This window comes from Erwinia sp. E_sp_B01_1, from assembly GCF_036865545.1.
In the GTDB taxonomy this organism is placed as follows: Bacteria; Pseudomonadota; Gammaproteobacteria; order Enterobacterales; family Enterobacteriaceae; genus Erwinia.
The window spans coordinates 293,063-311,626 of the sequence record NZ_CP142208.1; the positions used below are offsets into that span (position 1 = coordinate 293,063).

Consider the following 18,564-nt stretch of genomic DNA (forward strand, 5'->3'; position numbering starts at 1 on the left):
AGCGCAAAACGATTAACTTTCCAGCTGCTGCAACCAGGCGAGCGGCGTTGCGGCATACAGGGCGGCACAGGTCACCAGATGTTCCTTCCAGGTTTTCTCATTCGGGGCATGGGCTTCCGGCTCTTTACCCGGCCCGAAGCCAATCACGGGGATGCCGTGACGGCCCATGATTGACACGCCGTTGGTGGAGAAGGTCCACTTGTCTACCACGGGTTCTTTATTGAACAGCCCGCGATAGGCGGCGCTGAGCGTTTTGACCGTGATGTGATCTTCTTCCACTTTCCAGGTAGGGAAGTAGCATTCGGTTGGATAGACCAGGCCGGTCCAGGAGGCACGCTCATAGTGATAAAGTGAGACTTCAGCTTTGGCGGCCTTAACGGCAGGCAGCGCCCGGATCTCTTCCAGCGCATTCTCCCAGCTTTCGCCCCAGGTCAGGCGTCGGTCAATCGAAACGGCACAACTGTCAGCAACCGCACAGCGGCTTGGAGAGGTGAAGAAAATTTCTGACACGGTCAGCGTGCCTTTACCCAGAAACTCATCATGGCCCAGCTTGCCGGAAAGCTGCTGCAGTTCGGTCAGTACCGGTGCCATTTTGAAAATCGCATTGTCGCCCCTTTCCGGCGCTGAGCCGTGGCAGCTGATGCCCTGAACTTCCACCCTGATTTCCATGCGGCCACGCTGCCCACGGTAGATCTGGCAGTCAGTTGGCTCAGTGCTGATCACAAACTCAGGACGGATTTTTGACTGCTCAATAATGTATTGCCAGCACAGCCCGTCGCAGTCTTCTTCCTGCACGGTACCGGTGACCAGCAACGTATATTGATCTTCCAGCGCCAGATCCTTGATGATCTTCGCGGCATAGACCATCGCAGCCATGCCGCCTTCCTGATCCGATGATCCTCTGCCACCGATCAGTTCATCATCTTCCATGCCTTCATAGGGATCAAAGTTCCAGTTTTTGATGTTGCCGATACCGACCGTATCAATGTGGGCATCCATCGCCAGCAGGCGCGGACCATGGCCGAGGTAGCCAAGAATGTTGCCCATGGGGTCCACCTCAATTTTGTCGAAGCCGACTTTTTCCATCTCCTGACGGATGCGGGCAATCACGCGCTTTTCGTCACAGCTTTCGCTGGGAATGGCAATCATGTCACGCAGAAAACGGGTCATTTCTGGCTGGTATTTTTTTGCCAGCGCCAGAATGTCGCTGAACGGAATGGTTTTGCTCATGTGTTACTCCTTGTCGTTTCCGGAACTGAATTTCCCTTCCCACACCACTTCACGGTAATGCTGAGGATCGGTATCGCCTTCACTGTTGATCAACAGCACGCGAGAATGAGGGGTAAGTTTGAGAGTGTTTTTGAGCTGCTGTGCCTGCGGATGGTGGAGAATGGCAGCCAATACGCCCATGCCCGGCGCGCCTGATTCGCCTGAGATGATGCGTGGATCGTCCCCAAGGGGATTCCCCAGCACGCGCATGCCCAGGGCGGCAACCCGGTCTTCGCAGGAGATAAACTGCCGGACACAATCCCGTAGCAGAGGCCAGCCAAGAGGGTTAGGTTCCCCGCAGGCCAGGCCCGCCATAATGGTGTTCATCTCGCCGCCGACATTGACGATTTTGCCCAGGGCTGCAGAACGGAACAGGCAGTCTGCTTTGTCAGGTTCAACCACCACGGCATGCAGGGTACCTGGGACGTAAACGTCGCTGAGATAGCCAAGTACCCCTGCGGCCATCGCCCCCACGCCCGCCTGTAAGAAAACATGGGTTGGCGCGCCGCACTCCATCGCCTGCATTTGCTCCACGGCCTCATCGGCCAGCGTGGCGTAGCCCTGCATTATCCAGGTTGGGACGCTGGTATAGCCTTCCCATGCGGTGTCCTGAACCACCTTCCAGCCTTTTTCTTCGGCGGTGCGCATGGTCAGACGCACCGTGTCGTCGTAATTCATGTCGGTGACGATGCACTCGGCGCCAAGGTCGGTGATGTGGTTAACCCGCGCCTGTGCAGAGCCTTTTGGCATGTAAATCACCGCATGCTGCCCCAGCTGACGGGCAGCCCAGGCAACGCCGCGCCCGTGATTACCGTCGGTAGTGGTGGCGAATGTGATGGGTTTAGGGTGCTGTTTGCGAAAGGTGTCAAAGGAAAAGGCGTTGATATCCAATGCATATTCTTCACAAAGCAGGCGGGCGATTGCCCATGCACCCCCCAGCATTTTGAACGCGTTCAGCCCAAAACGCTGAGATTCATCCTTCACCAGCACCTGTTGCACGCCCAGTGCAGAGGCGAAGGTTGGCAGACTGTAGAGCGGAGTAGGCCGGTAACCCGGTATTTTGCTGTGGAAATTACGCGCCGCTTTCGCCGTTTCACGGGTGAAAAGCGCCGACCGTACAGGCGCGAAGCTGGCGTTGTCGGCTATCTGCATCTTTAACGTAAACGTTGACATACCGATCCTTTTGTTAAATTAAGAGGGGCGGCACGGCATCAGTATTTGATGCGCGGCTGTGCTTTACTCAGGCAGTTCGCCAGTACCGCTGCGGGGTCTGCAAATTTGCGGGCGAGGATCATGCTGGCGATAATCCACGGCTTCCAGCTGGCTTCTTTGTAGGTCTCAATGCGGTAACGCTCGAAGACGCTGGCTTCCACTTCGCCTGCCTCACAGGAGACTCCGGTAATATCAGCAGGCAGGCAGTGCATATAGAGGGCTTTGCCGTTGCGGGTCAGCTTCATCATCTCTTCCGTGCAGTGCCAGTGTTGATGGCCGGCGTTTTGTTGCAGGCACTGCTGTTCCAGCGCTTTTAAGCCGGCTGCATCCTGACTGCGCAGCAGCGTGGTTCTCTGCTGCATCACCTGCCAGGGTGCCCAGGATTTGGGATAGACAATATCCGCATCCTTAAAGGCTTCTTCCATACTGCTGACCTGGCGGAAGCTGCCGCCTGATGCCCTGGCATTCTGACGGGCAACATCCAGCACATCCGGGATCAGGTCATAGCCTTCAGGGTGGGCAAGCGTGACGTCCATACCAAACCGGGTCATCAGCCCGATAATGCCCTGCGGCACCGACAGCGGTTTGCCGTAGCTCGGGGAATAAGCCCAGGTCATGGCGATTTTTTTGCCTTTAAGATTTTCCAGGCTGCCAAAATGCTCTTTCAGCCAGGCCAGATCGGCCATCGATTGGGTGGGGTGATCGATATCGCATTGCAGATTGACCAGCGCAGGACGTTGAGGCAGAACCCCCTGTGCAAAACCATCATCCAGCGCTTCACCCACTTCACGCATATAGGCGTTGCCTGCACCGAGGTACATATCGTCGCGGATACCAATGGCATCGGCACAGAAGGAGATCATGTTGGCGGTTTCCCGTACCGTTTCGCCATGCGCAATCTGCGACTTACCTTCATCCAGATCCTGCTGCGTAAGTCCCAGCAGATTCAACGCTGAGGCGTAAGAAAAGCGGGTGCGGGTGGAGTTATCACGGAAAACAGAAATGCCCAGGCCATTGTTAAACACGCGGGTATCGATGTTGCGTTCACGCAGGCTTTTCATCGCTTCGGCGATAGCCAGCACCTGTTCCAGTTCGTCACGCGTTTGTTCCCAGGTGAGGAGAAAGTCTTTCTTCGACAGGGCCGATTTCTTTTGACTGATAACGTGCAGAAGCGTGTTGATCTCATCCATTTGACAGATTCCTTAAACCTGAAGAGGAAAACCCGGCATTGGCTTTTTCAGTGAGAAAAATGACGGGCATGTGTTTACTCAGCGGGGTTAATCAACTTCTGTGCCAACGCGATTGCGGCAACTTGTGCAGTGGCCGAAATGTGATCCTGTTCTTATTTCGCGGCAATATTCACCAAAAAACCGGCTTTGTTGTGATCCGTCATGACGGGTTTCGGGCAATCAGCGTAGTTGTAGGGCGCAGTTCAGCAGGCTGACCGCGTGGGCAGGAGATAAAGAGAGGGTCAAAATGAGAAATCCCGCCGCACTTCTCAAAATGAGAGTGGCAGGACGCCGTCAGTTTTTCACAGGAAAGCTCAGGTCGACAGGGAGTGAAAATGAGTGACAGGCAGGATCCACCCACCACATTAATGACGATTCAGTCCACCATCCTTAACTTCAGCAGCCTTCTTTCCAATGTGCTGAAGCTGGAAGTTGAGGTTGTTGATCACCACCTTGCCCGGATCGCCGGTACCGGCCCCTACAGCAGTCGTTATGGCCAGATCCCCGAAAGTAATACCACGCTGCTCAGAAATGTTATTGAAACGCAAAAAGAGGTCGTGGTGGTGGATTCGCGGTTCAATCCACTTTGTCAGCATTGCCAGCAACGGGGAGCCTGCAAAGAAAGAGCTTTTATCGGCGTACCTGTTATTGGACCAGAGCGATGCCTGGGGGTGATAAGCCTGATAGCGGTCAGCAACGAGCAGCATCAGAGCCTGTGCAAGAATGCGGATATGTTCACGCAATATATCTGGCATGTTTCCCGGCTACTGGTCGCCAATCTGGCCAGTGATAAGCAGAAACAGCCCAGGAGCCAGGCAGTCTGGCCATTGTTAATGAGCAATATGGATCAGGGGGTGATCGTCCGGGATCAGGAGGGCAGGATTAAGATGATCAATGAACGCGCAACCGATCTTCTTCACCTTCCTCAGGCGAGCCTGCTGGAAAAATTTATGACTATTGAGCCTCTGAGCCGCCAGCAGAACAGCTGCGAAGGGCATATTCAGCACCGTATTATGCTGGACGATCGCCAGACATTACTCACTGGCCAGCTGCATGCTATCGGCCAGCAATCGCTGTTTTTGCTGGCCTTCCACCAGAGTGCGTCAAAAGAGTTTTTCCCGCAGGAGGATGAGACACCAGCCATTGAACGGCTGGTGGGGAAGTCATCAGGGATGAAAAAGTTAAAACGATTAATTATTCGTATCGCCTCCAGCCCGACCAGCGTCATGATCCTGGGAGAAAGCGGCACCGGAAAAGAAGTTGTTGCCCGGGCTATCCACCGCCTCAGCCATCGTCATGACAAACCCTTTGTGGCGATAAATTGTGCCGCCATTCCTGAAAATCTGCTCGAAAGTGAGCTTTTTGGCTATGTAAAAGGGGCATTTACCGGGGCCGCGCCGGGAGGGCGTCCTGGGTTAATTCAGTCTGCGAACGGCGGGACGTTGTTTCTGGATGAAATCGGGGATATGCCGCTTAATTTACAGGCGCGCTTGCTGAGGGCAATTGAAACCAGGGAAGTATTACCGGTAGGAGCCAGCCGGCCTGTTCCTGTCAATATCCGCATTATTTCTGCGACACATCAGGATCTTCAGGGATTTATTCAGCATAAACGCTTTCGCGAAGACCTCTATTACCGGCTGAATGTGATCCCTCTGACGCTGCCCCCTCTGAGGGAGCGGGATAATGATGTGGAACTGCTGCTGCATTACTTCCTTAATTTTCATTCCATGCGCATTGGCTGTGCCTATCCCGGCGTCAGTCCGGAAGTCGTCAGGCTGCTTCAGCGTCACCGGTGGCCGGGAAACGTCAGGGAGCTCAGTAATCTGGTGGAGTATCTGGTGAATATCGTTCCCGAAGGTGAAGTGATCGACAGCGCGTTGTTGCCACCGGTATTTCATGCCGCGGGTGAGAGGATGCCAGAACGGATAATGTTGCTGCCGGAGGAGGAGTTTGCGGATGAAGAGAGTAGTGCGGCCAGCCTGAAACGTATGGAGAGAAAACTTATCGAAGAAGCGCTGCACCGGAGCCGCAATAAAAAGCAGATCGCCGACGAACTGGGTATCGGTATGGCCACTTTGTACCGCAAAATAAAAAAATATGGTCTGGTCTGAGCCTTCCCCTCAGGGACAGATGGCCTGTAACGCCCGATATTGTTGGGGCGTATCCAGATCCCAGTGAATGGCAGGCGTGGTGACCGGTACGCTTGTCCTCCCTCTGGCCTGCATGATTTCACGCAGATTACTTTCCTGTGGAGCGGCAAGGATCAGTGGGATCAGGGCAGCGGGAAGTAATACCGGATGTCCGTTTCCTTTCTCAAAACGGGGGTGCAAACATCTGTCGCTGGCGTGCTGCCACAGCGTGGCATAAACCTGGGGATCAATCGCGGGCATATCGCCAGGCACAACAAAAAAACGCTCGCCCGACAGGAGAGACGCCCCACACTGAACCGACGAAAACATTCCCTGTCTGAAACGGCTGTTAGGGCATAACCGAATGCCAGCGTGGCCTGCGTAACGCTGGGCCAGTTCTTCCCCTCGATAGCCGGTAACCAGGATGACCCGATCGCAAAACTCCAGCGCGTGATGCAGGGCACTGTCCAGCACGGTTCCCGTTTTCCAGGGGAGCATCATTTTCCACACTCCCATGCGGGAGGAGAGACCCGCAGCCAGCATAATGCACTGTTTCATAACGATATCCCTGTCTTACATCCGGTACGGCAGTTACCGTAATGCCCGGCTGAGCGGGCATTACGGCGGGGTTATCAACGCTCCTTCAGTACCGCTTTGATTGAGGTAATGATGGGGTGATAGCCCGTGCAGCGGCAAAGATTGCCTTCCAGCGCTTCCGCTATCTGGCTGTCATCCGGTTGTGGATGGTTATCCAACAGGGCTTTGGTACTCATCAGCACGCCAGGCGTGCAGAAACCACATTGCACACCGCCGTGACGGACAAACGCCTGCTGTAATTTTCGTCCCGGCTCGTCAAACTGCAGCGCTTCGATGGTGGTGATTTCCGCGCCGTCACACTGTGCCGCCAGCAGCAGGCAGGAGCACAGGGATTTTCCGTTCATAATAATCGTGCAGGCGCCGCATTCTCCGACCGAGCAGCCCTCTTTGGTTCCGGTTAGCTGCAAATCTTCCCGCAGAAAATCCAGCAGACGGCGATTATCATCCACCTGCTTTTCCACGCGGATCCCGTTCACTTTGAGACTGATTGTGTTCATCTTACTTTCCTTATTTGTTCCGGCTTTCCTGCGCTTCCTCAAGCATCTGGCGCAACATATCCAGCGCCACAGGCACTTTATAGGCGGCTGACCAGCGGTTGCCAATGGCCGCAACCAGCTCCGTTTCCAGCGCTTTTATCGCGGCATCTGTCTGTGCGGCACTGAGTTTTTGTCCGGTTAACGCCTTCTCAACCGCAATCAATCGCTGAGGTCTGGAAAACAGCGCGCCATCTACCAGCCGGCATCGCGTCAGGATCCCCGAGGGATTGAAAGTGAACTGCCCGGTCAGGCTCTGGCGGGTAATATTCAGGGCGTTACGGCGGCCAAGCTGCAGGTAGCGCTGCTGTAGCCCGGCATCTTCGCAGGGAGGGGGAGGATAATGGCCGTGACCAGTTCACCCACTTCAAGCTGAGTCCGGTAGCCGGCGGTGACAAATTCGGCTAAGGGCACATGGCGTATGCCCTTCAGGCTCTGTATCACTATGATGGCGTCGTAGATAATTAGCGGGGGCATTGAGTCCGCACAGGGGGCTGCGTTGACAATATTCCCGCCGAGCGTTGCGCGGTTACGCAGTTGCAGTGAACCAATGGTATTACAGGCGGTGACCAGCAGCGGATAACGCTGCTGCACTATTGGGTGGGCGGTGAGGTCGCTGAAGCAGATCCCGGCACCGATGGAGAGAGCATCTCCACAGGCACAGATGGTTTTCAGCTCGGCCAGACCAGAAATATCCACCAGTGGAACCGCCGCGGATTTTAACCTCGCCTGTACCAGCACATCGGTTCCCCCGGCTATCGGCCTGGCTACACCATCCGCCAGCGCTTGCAGAGCGTCACTCAGCGTGACGGCCCGGGTCAGTTGCAGGGTATTCAGCCGCAGAAGCTGTTTTTTCTCCTCTGATTCCGCCAGCATCTCACTCTGCCGCACCGGTTTTTTCAGGGCATAGCCCAGACGCACCTGTTCAAGGGTCAGTGGCAGGACATAATTCCGGCGCTCAAGCGCAAAACTGACGGCGTTGTTTAATGCCGCGCCGCCCAGTTCCAGCACCGGCTCGCCAATGACTTTTGCCCCATAAGGGCCGGCGCGATCGTGGTTTTCCACGGCAACGATCTCAATCTCCGGTACATCTTTGATCGTGGGCAGTAGGTAGGTATCAAAGTTTTCTGATTTCACCTCACCCTGTTCAATATTGAACTCTTCCAGCATGCCGTAGCCGATCATTCCCTGTACCACGCCGCCGTAAACCTGGCCTTCAAACCCTACCTTGTTGATCACTTTGCCCACATCATGGACGGCGGTGATTTTGTTGATGGTAATTTTCCCCGTGCGGGTATCCACCGCGATATCGGCCACCTGACAGCCGTATACCCAGGTAAAGTAGGGACTGCCGCAGCCTTTTTCTTCATCCCAGTGGATATCGGGCGCTACATGCCAGCCATAAGAGGAGAGGTTGGCACCGGTAGCCCTGGTCAGATCCACTACTTCCTGGAAACTCAGCCGGTTATAAGGTTGCAGACGGTTAAAGACTTTGCCGTTCTCCCAGACCAGTTCGTCAAGGCCGCTGGCCCCCAGTTTTTCCGCTACCGCATCGGCCATTCTGCGCTTGAGTTTATCCGCAGCGTTCAGGATGGCCTGTCCGCCCATTAAGGTCCCGCGTGAGGCCACCGTTGAGCCACCGTCGGCAATCATGGCGGTGGCCGGATCGGTGAAACTGATGCGATCCAGACCCACGCCAAAAGCTTCGGCAGCGATCAGCGACATGGTGGTCTGTAATCCCTGGCCATTTTCAGAGACCGAGGTGGAGATATTCAGGCTGCCGTCGGCATTAACCTGAATCAACGCGGAAGAGGCATCCAGCCCCTCTGCACCCAATGAGCAGCCACGGTGGCTGAGCGCCAACCCAATGCCATAACGCACCGGCCCGCCCTTGCTGTTCAGTTCACGATAATGCTTTTGCCGTGCGATAAATTCAGTGCTGTCCACCGCCTTTTGCAGCACTTCCCCTGCTGATACGGTGTGGTCGCTGAATACCTGGCCTGCCATGCTGGTATCGTTCTGGCGCAGCACGTTTCGCCGCCGCAGCTCAATGGGGCACATATTCAACGCTTCCGCGACTTCATCCATCAGCGACTCATTGGCAAAGATCACCTGTGGCGCGCCAAACCCACGGTAGGCAGAGGTGTAATTGTTGTTGGTATAAACCCCGGTAACATCAACACGCACGTTCGGGATGTTGTAAGGGCCGGCGGCCTGTACCGAACTTCGCCAGGTGACAAAAACGGTTTGTCCGGCATAGCTGCCGCCATCCGCGAGGATGTCGATCTTGATCGCCTGAATACGTGCCTGGTCATCCAGGCCGATTTTGTAGTGCATCAGGTAGGGATGGCGCTTATAACTTTCGCGCATCGACTGTTCGCGGTTATAGGTCATTTTGACCGGGCGCGCGGTGAGCTGTGCCAGTAATGCGGCGCGGCAGGCCAGGTGATCGATAATGTCATCTTTGCCGCCAAAAGAGCCGCCGAGCACTGACCGTTTTACATTGACTTTTGCCTGCGGCAAATCGAGGTATTTCGCTACCATCCCCCGCACGCGATGCGCGTTCTGAATCGATCCGTAAAGGGTAATGATTTGCTCATTATCATCGTAGCCAGCGGTGATGGATTCGGGTTCGAGATAGGCATGTTCCTGAAAACCCACCTCAAAATCGCGTTCAAAAATATGGCTTGAAGCGGCGAAACCCGCTTCAATATCTCCCTTCATAGTGTGATGGTGATTAATGATGTTGTTCTCTCTGTCGCTGTGGATCAGTCGTGCGCCGGGCATCATCGCTTCTCTGACCGACGTCAGCGGAGTCCAGGGGGTATAGGTCACTCTGATTTTTTCGGCAGCCAGACAGGCGGCTTCGTAGCTCTCTGCCGCGACAATGGCAATCACATCGCCGCGAAAAGCAATTTCACGGTCAATCAGTGGCGGATAATCCGGGATAACAACCCCAATGTGGGTCTGTCCGGGAATATCCTTCCAGGTGGCAATTTTCACCACGCCGGGCATTTTCTCCGCTTCTGATATGTCCAGAGACTCAATCCGGCCTGAGGCAATGTCGGCGTAGCGACAGACGCCATACAACATCCCTTTCAGCACCATATCGTCGCCGTAAATCGCCACGCCTTTGACCTTTGCCAGCCCGTCAACACGCGGAACTTCACTGCCCACAAATAACGTTTCCATAGGGTTTATTCTCCTGATATGCACCCGTGTGGCTGTGTAAAGCAAGGGATGTGCCAGAGAAAGGAGAACGGCCAAAGTTGGTGCGGAGTTGTGAGGGCAATTAGAAAAATGTCCTTTTTATTACGGTGAAATCCTTGCTAACCCTCTGGTACAAGAAGCGATTTTTCACTTTGACGCATTTTTTTCTCATTGTGAGAGAGGCTTTCTCGCATCAGCCGGCAGAGCGGCAGAGGTGGAGGGAGGGCAACCTGTCTTTTTGCGAAGCGTTTCACAAATCAGCCGGTTTTTTGGCGCTTTCCGCAATCTAGCCCCTTTTTTGCATTGCGCTCAGCAGGTGGCCCTGTGCCGCAAAAAAGGATAACCAAATGAATCGGTTTGTCATTGCTAACCCGGGTGAATGTATAGGCTGCCATGTCTGCGAGGTGGCCTGTGCACTGTCGCATAATGAGCAGCTCTGGCCCTCAGAACGCAGCGAGTTCAGGCCGCGTATTCACCTTGTCGCCGCGGGGGAAGCCATAGTCCCGCTTACCTGCCGTCAATGTAATAACGCTCCCTGCGTCGCCAGTTGTCCCTGTGATGCGCTGGTGGCCGAACAGGGATTTATACATCTGCGGGAAGAGAAATGCATCGGCTGTAAAAACTGTCTGCTGGCCTGTCCTTTCGGTGCGATTGAGCAGGCGGCATCCCCAGAGCGGATGATGAAATGCGACCTTTGTCAGCAAAGCTCGTCTGGTCAGCCAGCCTGCGTCAGTGAGTGCCCTGCTCAGGCATTGCAGCTGATGGATGAGGCGGCGCTGTCCAGACTTCATCAGCATCGCCAGCGCGCAAGTGCGGGCAGTGAATCCCGCTCAGCAGCCGGGCAGGGACAGAAACTGCTGGATAAGCCTCCCAGGATCGGCGCACGCAAATGCCCGGCCGATGAGCGAAAACAGCACTTTAAGGAGATTTATGCCGGACTGAACGCGTCACAGGCCGGCTATGAAACAGAACGCTGTATTCACTGTTCCCGCAAAGCCTGGTGTAACTGGACATGCCCGCTTCATAACGCCATTCCCGATTTTATTCAGCTCGCGCAGGAGGGGCGGATTACGGAAGCGGCGGAGCTTTCCCACCAGACCAGCAGCCTGCCTGAAATCTGCGGGCGCGTGTGCCCCCAGGATCGCCTTTGTGAAGGCGCCTGCACGCTGAATGGTCATTCTGGCGCAGTCACCATAGGAAACATCGAGCGTTATATCACCGATCAGGCGCTTGCTCAGGGATGGCGTCCGGACATGCAGGGGGTACAGCCCCGTGCGGAAAGGGTAGCTGTTATCGGCGCCGGGCCGGCGGGACTGGGGTGTGCCGATATTCTGATACGCCAGGGCGTTAGCGTGGATGTTTACGATCGTCACCCTGAAATCGGCGGCCTTCTGACTTTCGGCATTCCCTCTTTCAAACTGGATAAACAACTGCTGACCACCCGCAGGGCCATTTTCAGTGAGATGGGTATCCGTTTTCATCTCAACCGCGAAATAGGCCGTGACATCGCCTTTGCCGATTTACTGGAAGGGTATGACGCGGTGTTCCTGGGCGTGGGCACTTATGGCCTGATGCAGGCCGGGCTGGAGCATGAAGAGGCTCCCGGCGTTATGCAGGCGCTGCCTTACCTGATCGCCAACACGCGCCGGGTAATGGGGCTGGAGGATGATCCAAAACAACCCTTTATCTCCTTCAGGGATAAAAAAGTGGTGGTGCTGGGTGGCGGAGATACGGCGATGGATTGCCTGAGAACTGCCGTCCGTCAGCAGGCAAAACAGGTGATTTGCGCCTACCGGCGGGATGAAAAAAGCATGCCTGGCTCGAAAAAGGAAGTGACTAACGCCCGTGAGGAAGGCGCGGAATTTATGTTCAACCTTCAGCCGCAGTTTATCGAACTTGATGAGCAAGGCCGGTTCAGCGGCATCGGAATGATCCGCACTGTACCAGGCGCGCCGGGAAGTGATGGCCGACGACGGCCGCAACCGCTGGCTGGCTCGGAATTTGTGCTGAAGGCGGATGCGCTGGTCATGGCCTTTGGCTTTCAGGCCCATGAGATGCCCTGGCTTGCCGGGCAGGGTATCCGCTTCGATCGCTGGGGGTTGATTAAAACCGGAGAGAAAGGCAGGTCGACCCAGACCCACAACGGCAAAGTCTTCGCCGCCGGAGATGCTGTACATGGCGCCGATCTGGTGGTTACGGCGATGGCAGCAGGACGCCGCAGCGCCGGAGAGATGATTGAGATGTTTAATGAGCAAATCAGGCTCAGGGAGCAGGCATCATGAGCAATATGATTGTGGCTTCAGCCGAAAAATGCATCGGCTGTCATACCTGTGAAGTGGCTTGTGCTGTGATTCATGCAGGAACGATTGCAGTAGGAGCGGAGCACTATTTTCCAAGGCTGAAGGTGGTTAAGCAGGGCGCAGTCAGCGTCCCTGTGATGTGCCGACAGTGTGAAAACGCCCCCTGTGTTGCTGCCTGCCCGGTGGCGGCTCTGCAAAAAGGGGAGCACTCAGTAGAGATGATCCCCCTGCGTTGCATCGACTGCAAAAGCTGCATGGTTGCCTGCCCTTTTGGCGCTATTGAGATTGTCAGCCAGTCCGATGAAGCCCGGCACAGCATCCCGTTAATCAGAAAATGCGACCTGTGTGCCGGGCATGAAGAGGGACCGGTTTGTATCGCCGTGTGCCCGACCGACGCACTTCTCCTTCTCACGCCAGGCGACCTCAGTCTTCAGCAGCAAAAACGACAGCAACAGGTGGCGATTGAGAGCCTGGCGGGTGGCCAGCTTTTACACAAGGAGTGGATCAATGGATAAGGTGACAACCGTTTGTCCGTATTGCGGCTGCGGCTGCAAGATCGAGCTTAAGATTGACCAGGGAAAAATCATCAGTGCCAGTGGCGCGCAGGGAGTGACCAACGAGGGCGAGCTTTGCCTGAAAGGCTACTTTGGCTGGGAATTTTTAAACAATACCAGGCTACTGACGCCACGCTTGCAGCAGCCTGCCATTCGTCGTAAACGAGGTGGACCTTTCGAAGCCGTAAGCTGGGAGGAGGCCATCGCTTTTGCCAGCTCCCGGCTGAAGAAGATCAAGGCGCGTCATGGCGCAGAAAGCATTATGGTCACAGGTTCATCCCGCGGGCCAGGCAATGAAACTAACTATGTTATGCAAAAGTTTGTGCGGGCGGTGTTGGGTAGCAATAACATTGACTGCTGCGCCAGGGTTTGCCACGGCCCGTCCGTTGCCGGTTTACAGGCCACGCTGGGCAACGGGGCGATGAGCAATTCGCTGAAGGATATTGAGCACAGCGATTGCCTGCTCATTTTTGGCTACAACGCCGCCGATTCCCACCCTATCGTTGCCCGCCGTATCCTTCGCGCTAAGGCACGCGGGGCAAAAATCATTGTCTGCGATCCCCGCTATATCGAAAGTGCCAGGCTGGCAGACCTGTGGCTACCGTTGAAAAATGGCAGCAATATGGCGCTGGTGAATGCCTTTGCTAATGTGCTGATCAACGAGGGGCTGTGGAACACCCACTATCTGAGCCAGCATGTTGAAGGGGTCGCGGAGTGGCAGGAGATTGTTCAGCGTTACACGCCAGAAGCGGTGGAAGAAGTGACGGGGCTGAAACCCGCGCAGATCCGTGAAGCGATGCGGCTGTATGCCGGAGCGAAAAACGCCACCATTCTGTGGGGGATGGGAGTGACGCAGTGGGGGCAGGGAGTGGATGTGGTTAAGGGGCTGTCGAGTCTGGCCCTGGCTACCGGTAACTTTGGTCGTCCCGGCGTCGGCGTCGGGCCTGTCAGGGGGCAGAATAATGTGCAGGGAGCCTGTGATATGGGCGCGCTGCCAAACCTCTTTCCGGGCTATCAGCCGGTGACGGATAACCAGGTGCGGGCGAAGTTTGCCACGGCCTGGGGTGTGGAGTCGCTGAGTGGTAAAGTCGGGCATGCGATTACCGATGTCCCCCATCTGGCGCTGGAAGGCAAGCTACGGGCTTACTGGATCATGGGTGAAGATCCTCTGCAGACGGAGCCGGATTTAGCGCTAATGCGAAAAGCGATGGCGAAGCTGGATCTGGTCATCGTGCAGGACATCTTTATGACCAAAACGGCGGAAATGGCTGACGTAATCCTGCCTGCTACCAGCTGGGGCGAGCATGAAGGTGTCTACACCAGCGCCGACCGGGGCTTCCAGCGCTTTTATAAAGCGGTAGAGCCGCAAGGCAATGTCCTGCCAGACTGGGAGATTATCAGCCGGATGGCGCAGGCGATGGGGTATCCCATGCACTACGCGAACAATGAAGCTATCTGGGATGAGCTGCGGGCGCTCTGTCCACTTTATGCCGGGGCAAGCTGGGGGAAAATGGCTGACCTGGGCTATGTTCAGTGGCCCTGTCCGGATGAATCCCATCCCGGAACGCCTTACCTGTATGAAGGGAATCATTTTTCCCGCCCTTCAGGTAAAGGCATTCTGTTCGCCTGTGACTGGCGCCCACCGGTAGAGCCGGTCGATAAGGAGTGGCCACTGGTGCTGTGCACGGTCAGAGAGGTGGGACACTACAGCTGCCGATCTATGACCGGCAACTGCCATGCGCTGAGTGCCCAGGCCGATGAACCGGGCAGGGTACAGATTAACCTTGAAGATGCGCGAAGTCTGGGCATCAGTCAGGGGGAGCTGGTGTGGATAGTTTCCCGGCGAGGTCGGGTGATCAGCCGTGCGGAGATCGGTGAACGCACTAACCAGGGAGCGATCTATATGACTTACCAGTGGTGGATCGGTGCCTGCAATGAGCTGACTATCGACAGTCTGGATCCGATCGCGAAAACGCCTGAATTTAAATACTGTGCGGTAAGGGTGGAAAAAATTGAGGATGCTGCCTGGGCGGAACAGTACGTGGCAGAGAGCTATCAGCAGATGAAAGCGCGTCTGGCTGAAGCGGCTGAGCCGCTGGGCTGAGAGGAAGAAGCCAGGCCGGGAGGAGAGGCCTTTCTCCCGGCCTGGCAAATATCAGGACCCGGCGTTATTCAGCGCCAGCGATACCGCCAGGGTCTGCGCCAGGCAGAGTGATGCGACCTGTGAACGGAAGCCATCAACCTGGGCTTCACGCACGACAAAGCAGACATCGCTGAAAGCGGCCAGCGGACTGACCTGGCTGTCAGTGATCGCAATCTGATGAGCACCACGTTTGGCACCCAGTTCAACTAATTCCACCGCTTCACGGGCGTAAGGCGAATAGCTGATAGCAATCACTACGTCTTTAGGATTCACCATGCTCAGCTGCTCGGTAAACATGCCGCCCAGGCCATCAATCAGAAAGGCGCGGCGCTCAAGATGGCGCAATGCATAGGTCAGATAAGAAGCCACGCTGAACGAGCGACGCAGGCCAATGACATAAATATTCTCTGCCTGGTTCAACAACTCTACCGCTTTATTGAGCTGCTCAGGGTTGGTCTGCATGGCCAGCTGTTGCAACGCCTGCGAGTTGACCATGGTAAACACGTTGAGGATCTCAGCCGGAGTTTCAGGCGGCGTAGCTGATTCATCCGTAGAGGTCTGACGGAACAGACGGGCACGTTCAGTGTAGTTAACAGTCTCTTCCATCAGATGCTGACGAAAAACCTGTTTCATTTCGTTGAAGCCGCTGAAGCCAAAAGCGTTGGAGAAGCGGATCAGCGTGGAGGGCGGCACATCTGCCTGTTGGGCAATGGAGGCCACGGTGTCAAAAGCGATGCTGTTGCTGTTGTCGAGAATGTAGCGAGCCACCTGCTTCAGGCGTTTACTCAACGTATCGTAGCGACGACGAATGTCGTCCTGTAACAGAGAAAGCTGGGTCGGGTTATTGGTCATTACTTCGGCTCGCTAAATAAAATAAGTCATTTTCTTCTGGTCGCTATTCTACCAGATGAACAAAAAATTTCACTTTCTAACGTAAAACAGGAGGTTTATTTCATCGGGATATGAAACGAATCACAATTTACGCTGTGAAAAACTTCAGGGCCGGCTGGTTTTACTTCGCGATATAAAATAAGTGCGGATCTGCAGTAATGGCTGGAAGCATTTCGGAGGGAGAGGTGAGCAGGAAAAGTGGGGCGGGAACCGTTGCGGATCCCCGTGAGTCAGAAAATGCACTGACGGAAAGATCCTGCCAGATCGCCGCCCCTTCAAAGATAATTACTGCGCCGGGCGAACCTCGCGCCAGTAGTTAATCAGCTGCTGGTAATTATTTTTCACCTGCGCGATGAGGGCATCGTCATCCAGTTCGCCCTGCAGCCACTGGCGGGAAGGCTGACCGAAGATAGTCCGCCCGACGGCAAATCCTTTTACCCACGGCGCTTTAGCGGCGGCGGCAAAACCGGCTTTCAGTTTCTCTTCTGGCGCGTCCAGGCCGAGCAGCAGAATGCCACGGCAATGCGGATCCTGTTGCTCAATCAGCCCGCTGATTGCCTCCCAGCTCTCCTGTTGCAATGGCGGCAGCTTCCACCAGTCCGGCTGAATGCCCAGGGAGTAGAAGTGGCTGAGAATATCCAGATAATAAGACTCCTGCTTGTCCGGATTGCTCTCCGGCAGGATCACTTCCATCAGCAATTCGTGTCCGGTTTTGTTACAGCCGTTCCAGACGTCCAGCACCAGCTCATCCTGCTCTTTTCGCAGTTCTGCACTGTCCTGCGGATGGTAAAACACCAGGCATTTCACCACGTGTTCCTGTGGCCAGTCGACCAGCTGTGAACCGATGTTTCCATGCTCAAGGCGCAGCGGACGGGAGCTGGGCAGCTCAATCGGGCGTCCAATCCACCAGCCTTTGCCGGTAATGGCATTCAGTGCCGGTTGGCCAAAGGTGGTGTCTGCCAGAATGCCGCTGCGGCCGTTCAGCCCGGCTTCTCCGGCGGCTTCTTCTGCCGCCCGGAGCAGCAGCATTTTCAGCTCTGGCAGGCGGTGCGTATCAACACCCGCCTCGTTGGCCATATCCACCAGTTGCTTACGGTGGTCAAAGGCAAAGACGCACAGTTCCGGCCACTGCTGTTTGCGCGTGGTGACGCGGTGAAGGTGGTTAAGACGGCTGTCCAGATCCGGGCGTTTGACCTCATTGTCGCGGCTCAGGAAATCATCCAGTTCGGCTTTGGTTGGCATGGCCGGAGCGCATCCGTGACGGGAAACCACCAGCGCGCCGCAGGCGTTGGCATAGCGGCAGGCCTGTTCCCAGCTTTCATCATTCAGCCAGCCGCGCAGCAGGCCAGACATAAAAGCATCGCCCGCGCCCAGCACGTTAAGTACTTCCACGCGCACGCCACTCTGAAGCTTAGTCTGCTCCCAGCTGTCCGGGATTTCGCCTTCAAGTACCACGCAGCCCATCGGCCCACGCTTACAGACCAGCGTCGCCTGGGTCGACTGACGGACATTTTTTAACGCGGTAAGCGTATCCGTGCTGCCTCCGGCAATATGGAACTCCTCTTCCGTACCCACCACCAGATCGAAATAGTGCAGCACTTCCTGCAGCTGTTGGGTGACGTGCTGAGATTCAACAAAGCGAGTTTCGCCGTCGCCCAGCGAGGTCAGCCCCCACAACACCGGGCGATAATCGATGTCGAGCGCGGTGCGCAGCCCGTTACTGCGGGCGATATCCAGGGCTTTCAACACCGCAGCGCGGGTATCAGGATGGGAGAGATGTGTCCCGGTCACGGCTACGGCTCGCGAAGAGGCGATGTAATCTTCTTGAATGTCATCCGGCGTCAGGCCCATATCAGCGCAGTTATCGCGGTAGAACACCAGCGGGAAGGTATCCTGATCCTTGATGCCAAGGATCACCAGCCCGGTAAGACGGGTTTTATCAGTAATCAGGCATTCAGTATCAGCCCCGACACGCTGCAGTTCTTCACGCAGAAAGCGGCCCATATGCTCGTCACCTACGCGAGCCAGCATGCCAGATTTCAGGCCTTGAATTGCGGTGCCGTAAGCCACGTTGCCTGATGATCCACCGAGGTATTTAGAAAAGGTGCTCATATCTTCAAGGCGTGCGCCAATTTGCTGGCCATAAAGGTCAACGGCAATGCGGCCGATACAAATCACATCAAGCCGTTTCTGTTGTGTACTCATACCTTTTTTCCTTCTTTAATAAGCCGGCTTAGCTGAGCTTTTTCAGCGCTTTCGCCAGAACCTGACACCCGGACTGAATATGAGCCTGAGTATGGAGAATAAAAATTTCAACTTCAATACAAAATGAAATTTATACCCCAAAAGTGTGAAGTGGATAAAACTCTTGAACAGGGTATCCACGGCGATCGAATCTCCTGCTCTGTTCCCCCTGTACAGGCAATGTGAAGCCGCTCCCAATGTGAGAAATCTGTAGTTGAGAAGCCATTGAAGTGAAACGAATTTTCCCATCTTT

11 protein-coding genes and 1 pseudogene are annotated in these 18,564 nt (G+C 55.4%); 4 read left to right on the forward strand and 8 right to left on the reverse strand.

Annotation, left to right across the window (positions count from 1 at the left end; all coding sequences use genetic code 11):
- Positions 1-12 precede the first annotated feature (12 nt).
- From VRC33_RS01300 to ygeW, 3 genes are read right to left on the reverse strand one after another with little or no spacing between them, the layout of a single operon-like run.
- On the reverse strand, positions 13-1,230 hold the full coding sequence (locus VRC33_RS01300; protein ID WP_338560076.1) for a YgeY family selenium metabolism-linked hydrolase: 1,218 nt from the start codon (positions 1,228-1,230) through the stop codon (positions 13-15).
- A 3-nt stretch (positions 1,231-1,233) separates the two neighbouring features.
- Positions 1,234-2,442 carry a diaminopropionate ammonia-lyase gene (dpaL, locus tag VRC33_RS01305; RefSeq protein WP_338560078.1) on the reverse strand — a complete coding sequence of 403 codons (1,209 nt, stop codon included), beginning with the start codon at positions 2,440-2,442 and terminating at the stop codon, positions 1,234-1,236.
- Positions 2,443-2,480: 38 nt separating this feature from the next.
- Positions 2,481-3,671 carry a knotted carbamoyltransferase YgeW gene (ygeW, locus tag VRC33_RS01310; protein ID WP_338560080.1) on the reverse strand — a complete coding sequence of 397 codons (1,191 nt, stop codon included), beginning with the start codon at positions 3,669-3,671 and terminating at the stop codon, positions 2,481-2,483.
- Positions 3,672-4,045: 374 nt separating this feature from the next.
- Between ygeW and VRC33_RS01315 the strand changes: the two genes are divergently transcribed.
- A complete protein-coding gene (locus VRC33_RS01315) occupies positions 4,046-5,821 on the forward strand; it encodes a sigma 54-interacting transcriptional regulator (protein WP_338560082.1) in 1,776 nt (591 codons plus the stop codon).
- A gap of 9 nt (positions 5,822-5,830) precedes the next feature.
- Here the strand turns inward: VRC33_RS01315 and VRC33_RS01320 are convergent, their stop codons facing one another.
- The 3 genes and pseudogenes from VRC33_RS01320 to VRC33_RS01330 form a co-directional block, all read right to left on the reverse strand.
- Positions 5,831-6,397: an NTP transferase domain-containing protein gene (locus tag VRC33_RS01320; protein WP_338560085.1), complete on the reverse strand. Its 567-nt coding sequence runs from the start codon at positions 6,395-6,397 to the stop codon at positions 5,831-5,833.
- A gap of 74 nt (positions 6,398-6,471) precedes the next feature.
- Positions 6,472-6,933 carry a (2Fe-2S)-binding protein gene (locus VRC33_RS01325; RefSeq protein ID WP_338560087.1) on the reverse strand — a complete coding sequence of 154 codons (462 nt, stop codon included), beginning with the start codon at positions 6,931-6,933 and terminating at the stop codon, positions 6,472-6,474.
- Positions 6,934-6,943: 10 nt separating this feature from the next.
- A pseudogene (locus VRC33_RS01330) lies at positions 6,944-10,161 on the reverse strand (molybdopterin cofactor-binding domain-containing protein).
- A 365-nt stretch (positions 10,162-10,526) separates the two neighbouring features.
- Here VRC33_RS01330 and VRC33_RS01335 point away from each other — a divergent pair.
- Genes VRC33_RS01335 through fdhF form a run of 3 tightly spaced genes read left to right on the forward strand, consistent with a single transcriptional unit; the run spans position 10,527 to position 15,137 of the window.
- The gene (locus tag VRC33_RS01335) at positions 10,527-12,461 is read left to right on the forward strand and encodes an FAD-dependent oxidoreductase (RefSeq protein WP_338560090.1); all 1,935 of its coding nucleotides are present in this window, start codon (positions 10,527-10,529) and stop codon (positions 12,459-12,461) included.
- Positions 12,458-12,994, forward strand: coding sequence for a 4Fe-4S dicluster domain-containing protein (locus tag VRC33_RS01340; protein ID WP_338560092.1), 537 nt, complete (start codon positions 12,458-12,460; stop codon positions 12,992-12,994). Before VRC33_RS01335 ends, VRC33_RS01340 begins: the two co-directional genes overlap by 4 nt.
- Positions 12,987-15,137, forward strand: a complete 2,151-nt coding sequence (fdhF, locus tag VRC33_RS01345; RefSeq protein ID WP_338560094.1) for a formate dehydrogenase subunit alpha — start codon at positions 12,987-12,989, stop codon at positions 15,135-15,137. The genes VRC33_RS01340 and fdhF overlap by 8 nt, the downstream gene beginning before the upstream one ends.
- 51 nt (positions 15,138-15,188) lie before the next feature.
- On the opposite strand, the gene VRC33_RS01350 is transcribed toward fdhF, so the two are convergent.
- Both VRC33_RS01350 and iolC read right to left on the reverse strand, forming a co-directional pair.
- A complete protein-coding gene (locus VRC33_RS01350) occupies positions 15,189-16,028 on the reverse strand; it encodes a MurR/RpiR family transcriptional regulator (protein WP_338560096.1) in 840 nt (279 codons plus the stop codon).
- A 324-nt stretch (positions 16,029-16,352) separates the two neighbouring features.
- Positions 16,353-18,272 carry a 5-dehydro-2-deoxygluconokinase gene (iolC, locus tag VRC33_RS01355; protein WP_338560098.1) on the reverse strand — a complete coding sequence of 640 codons (1,920 nt, stop codon included), beginning with the start codon at positions 18,270-18,272 and terminating at the stop codon, positions 16,353-16,355.
- Positions 18,273-18,564 lie beyond the last annotated feature (292 nt).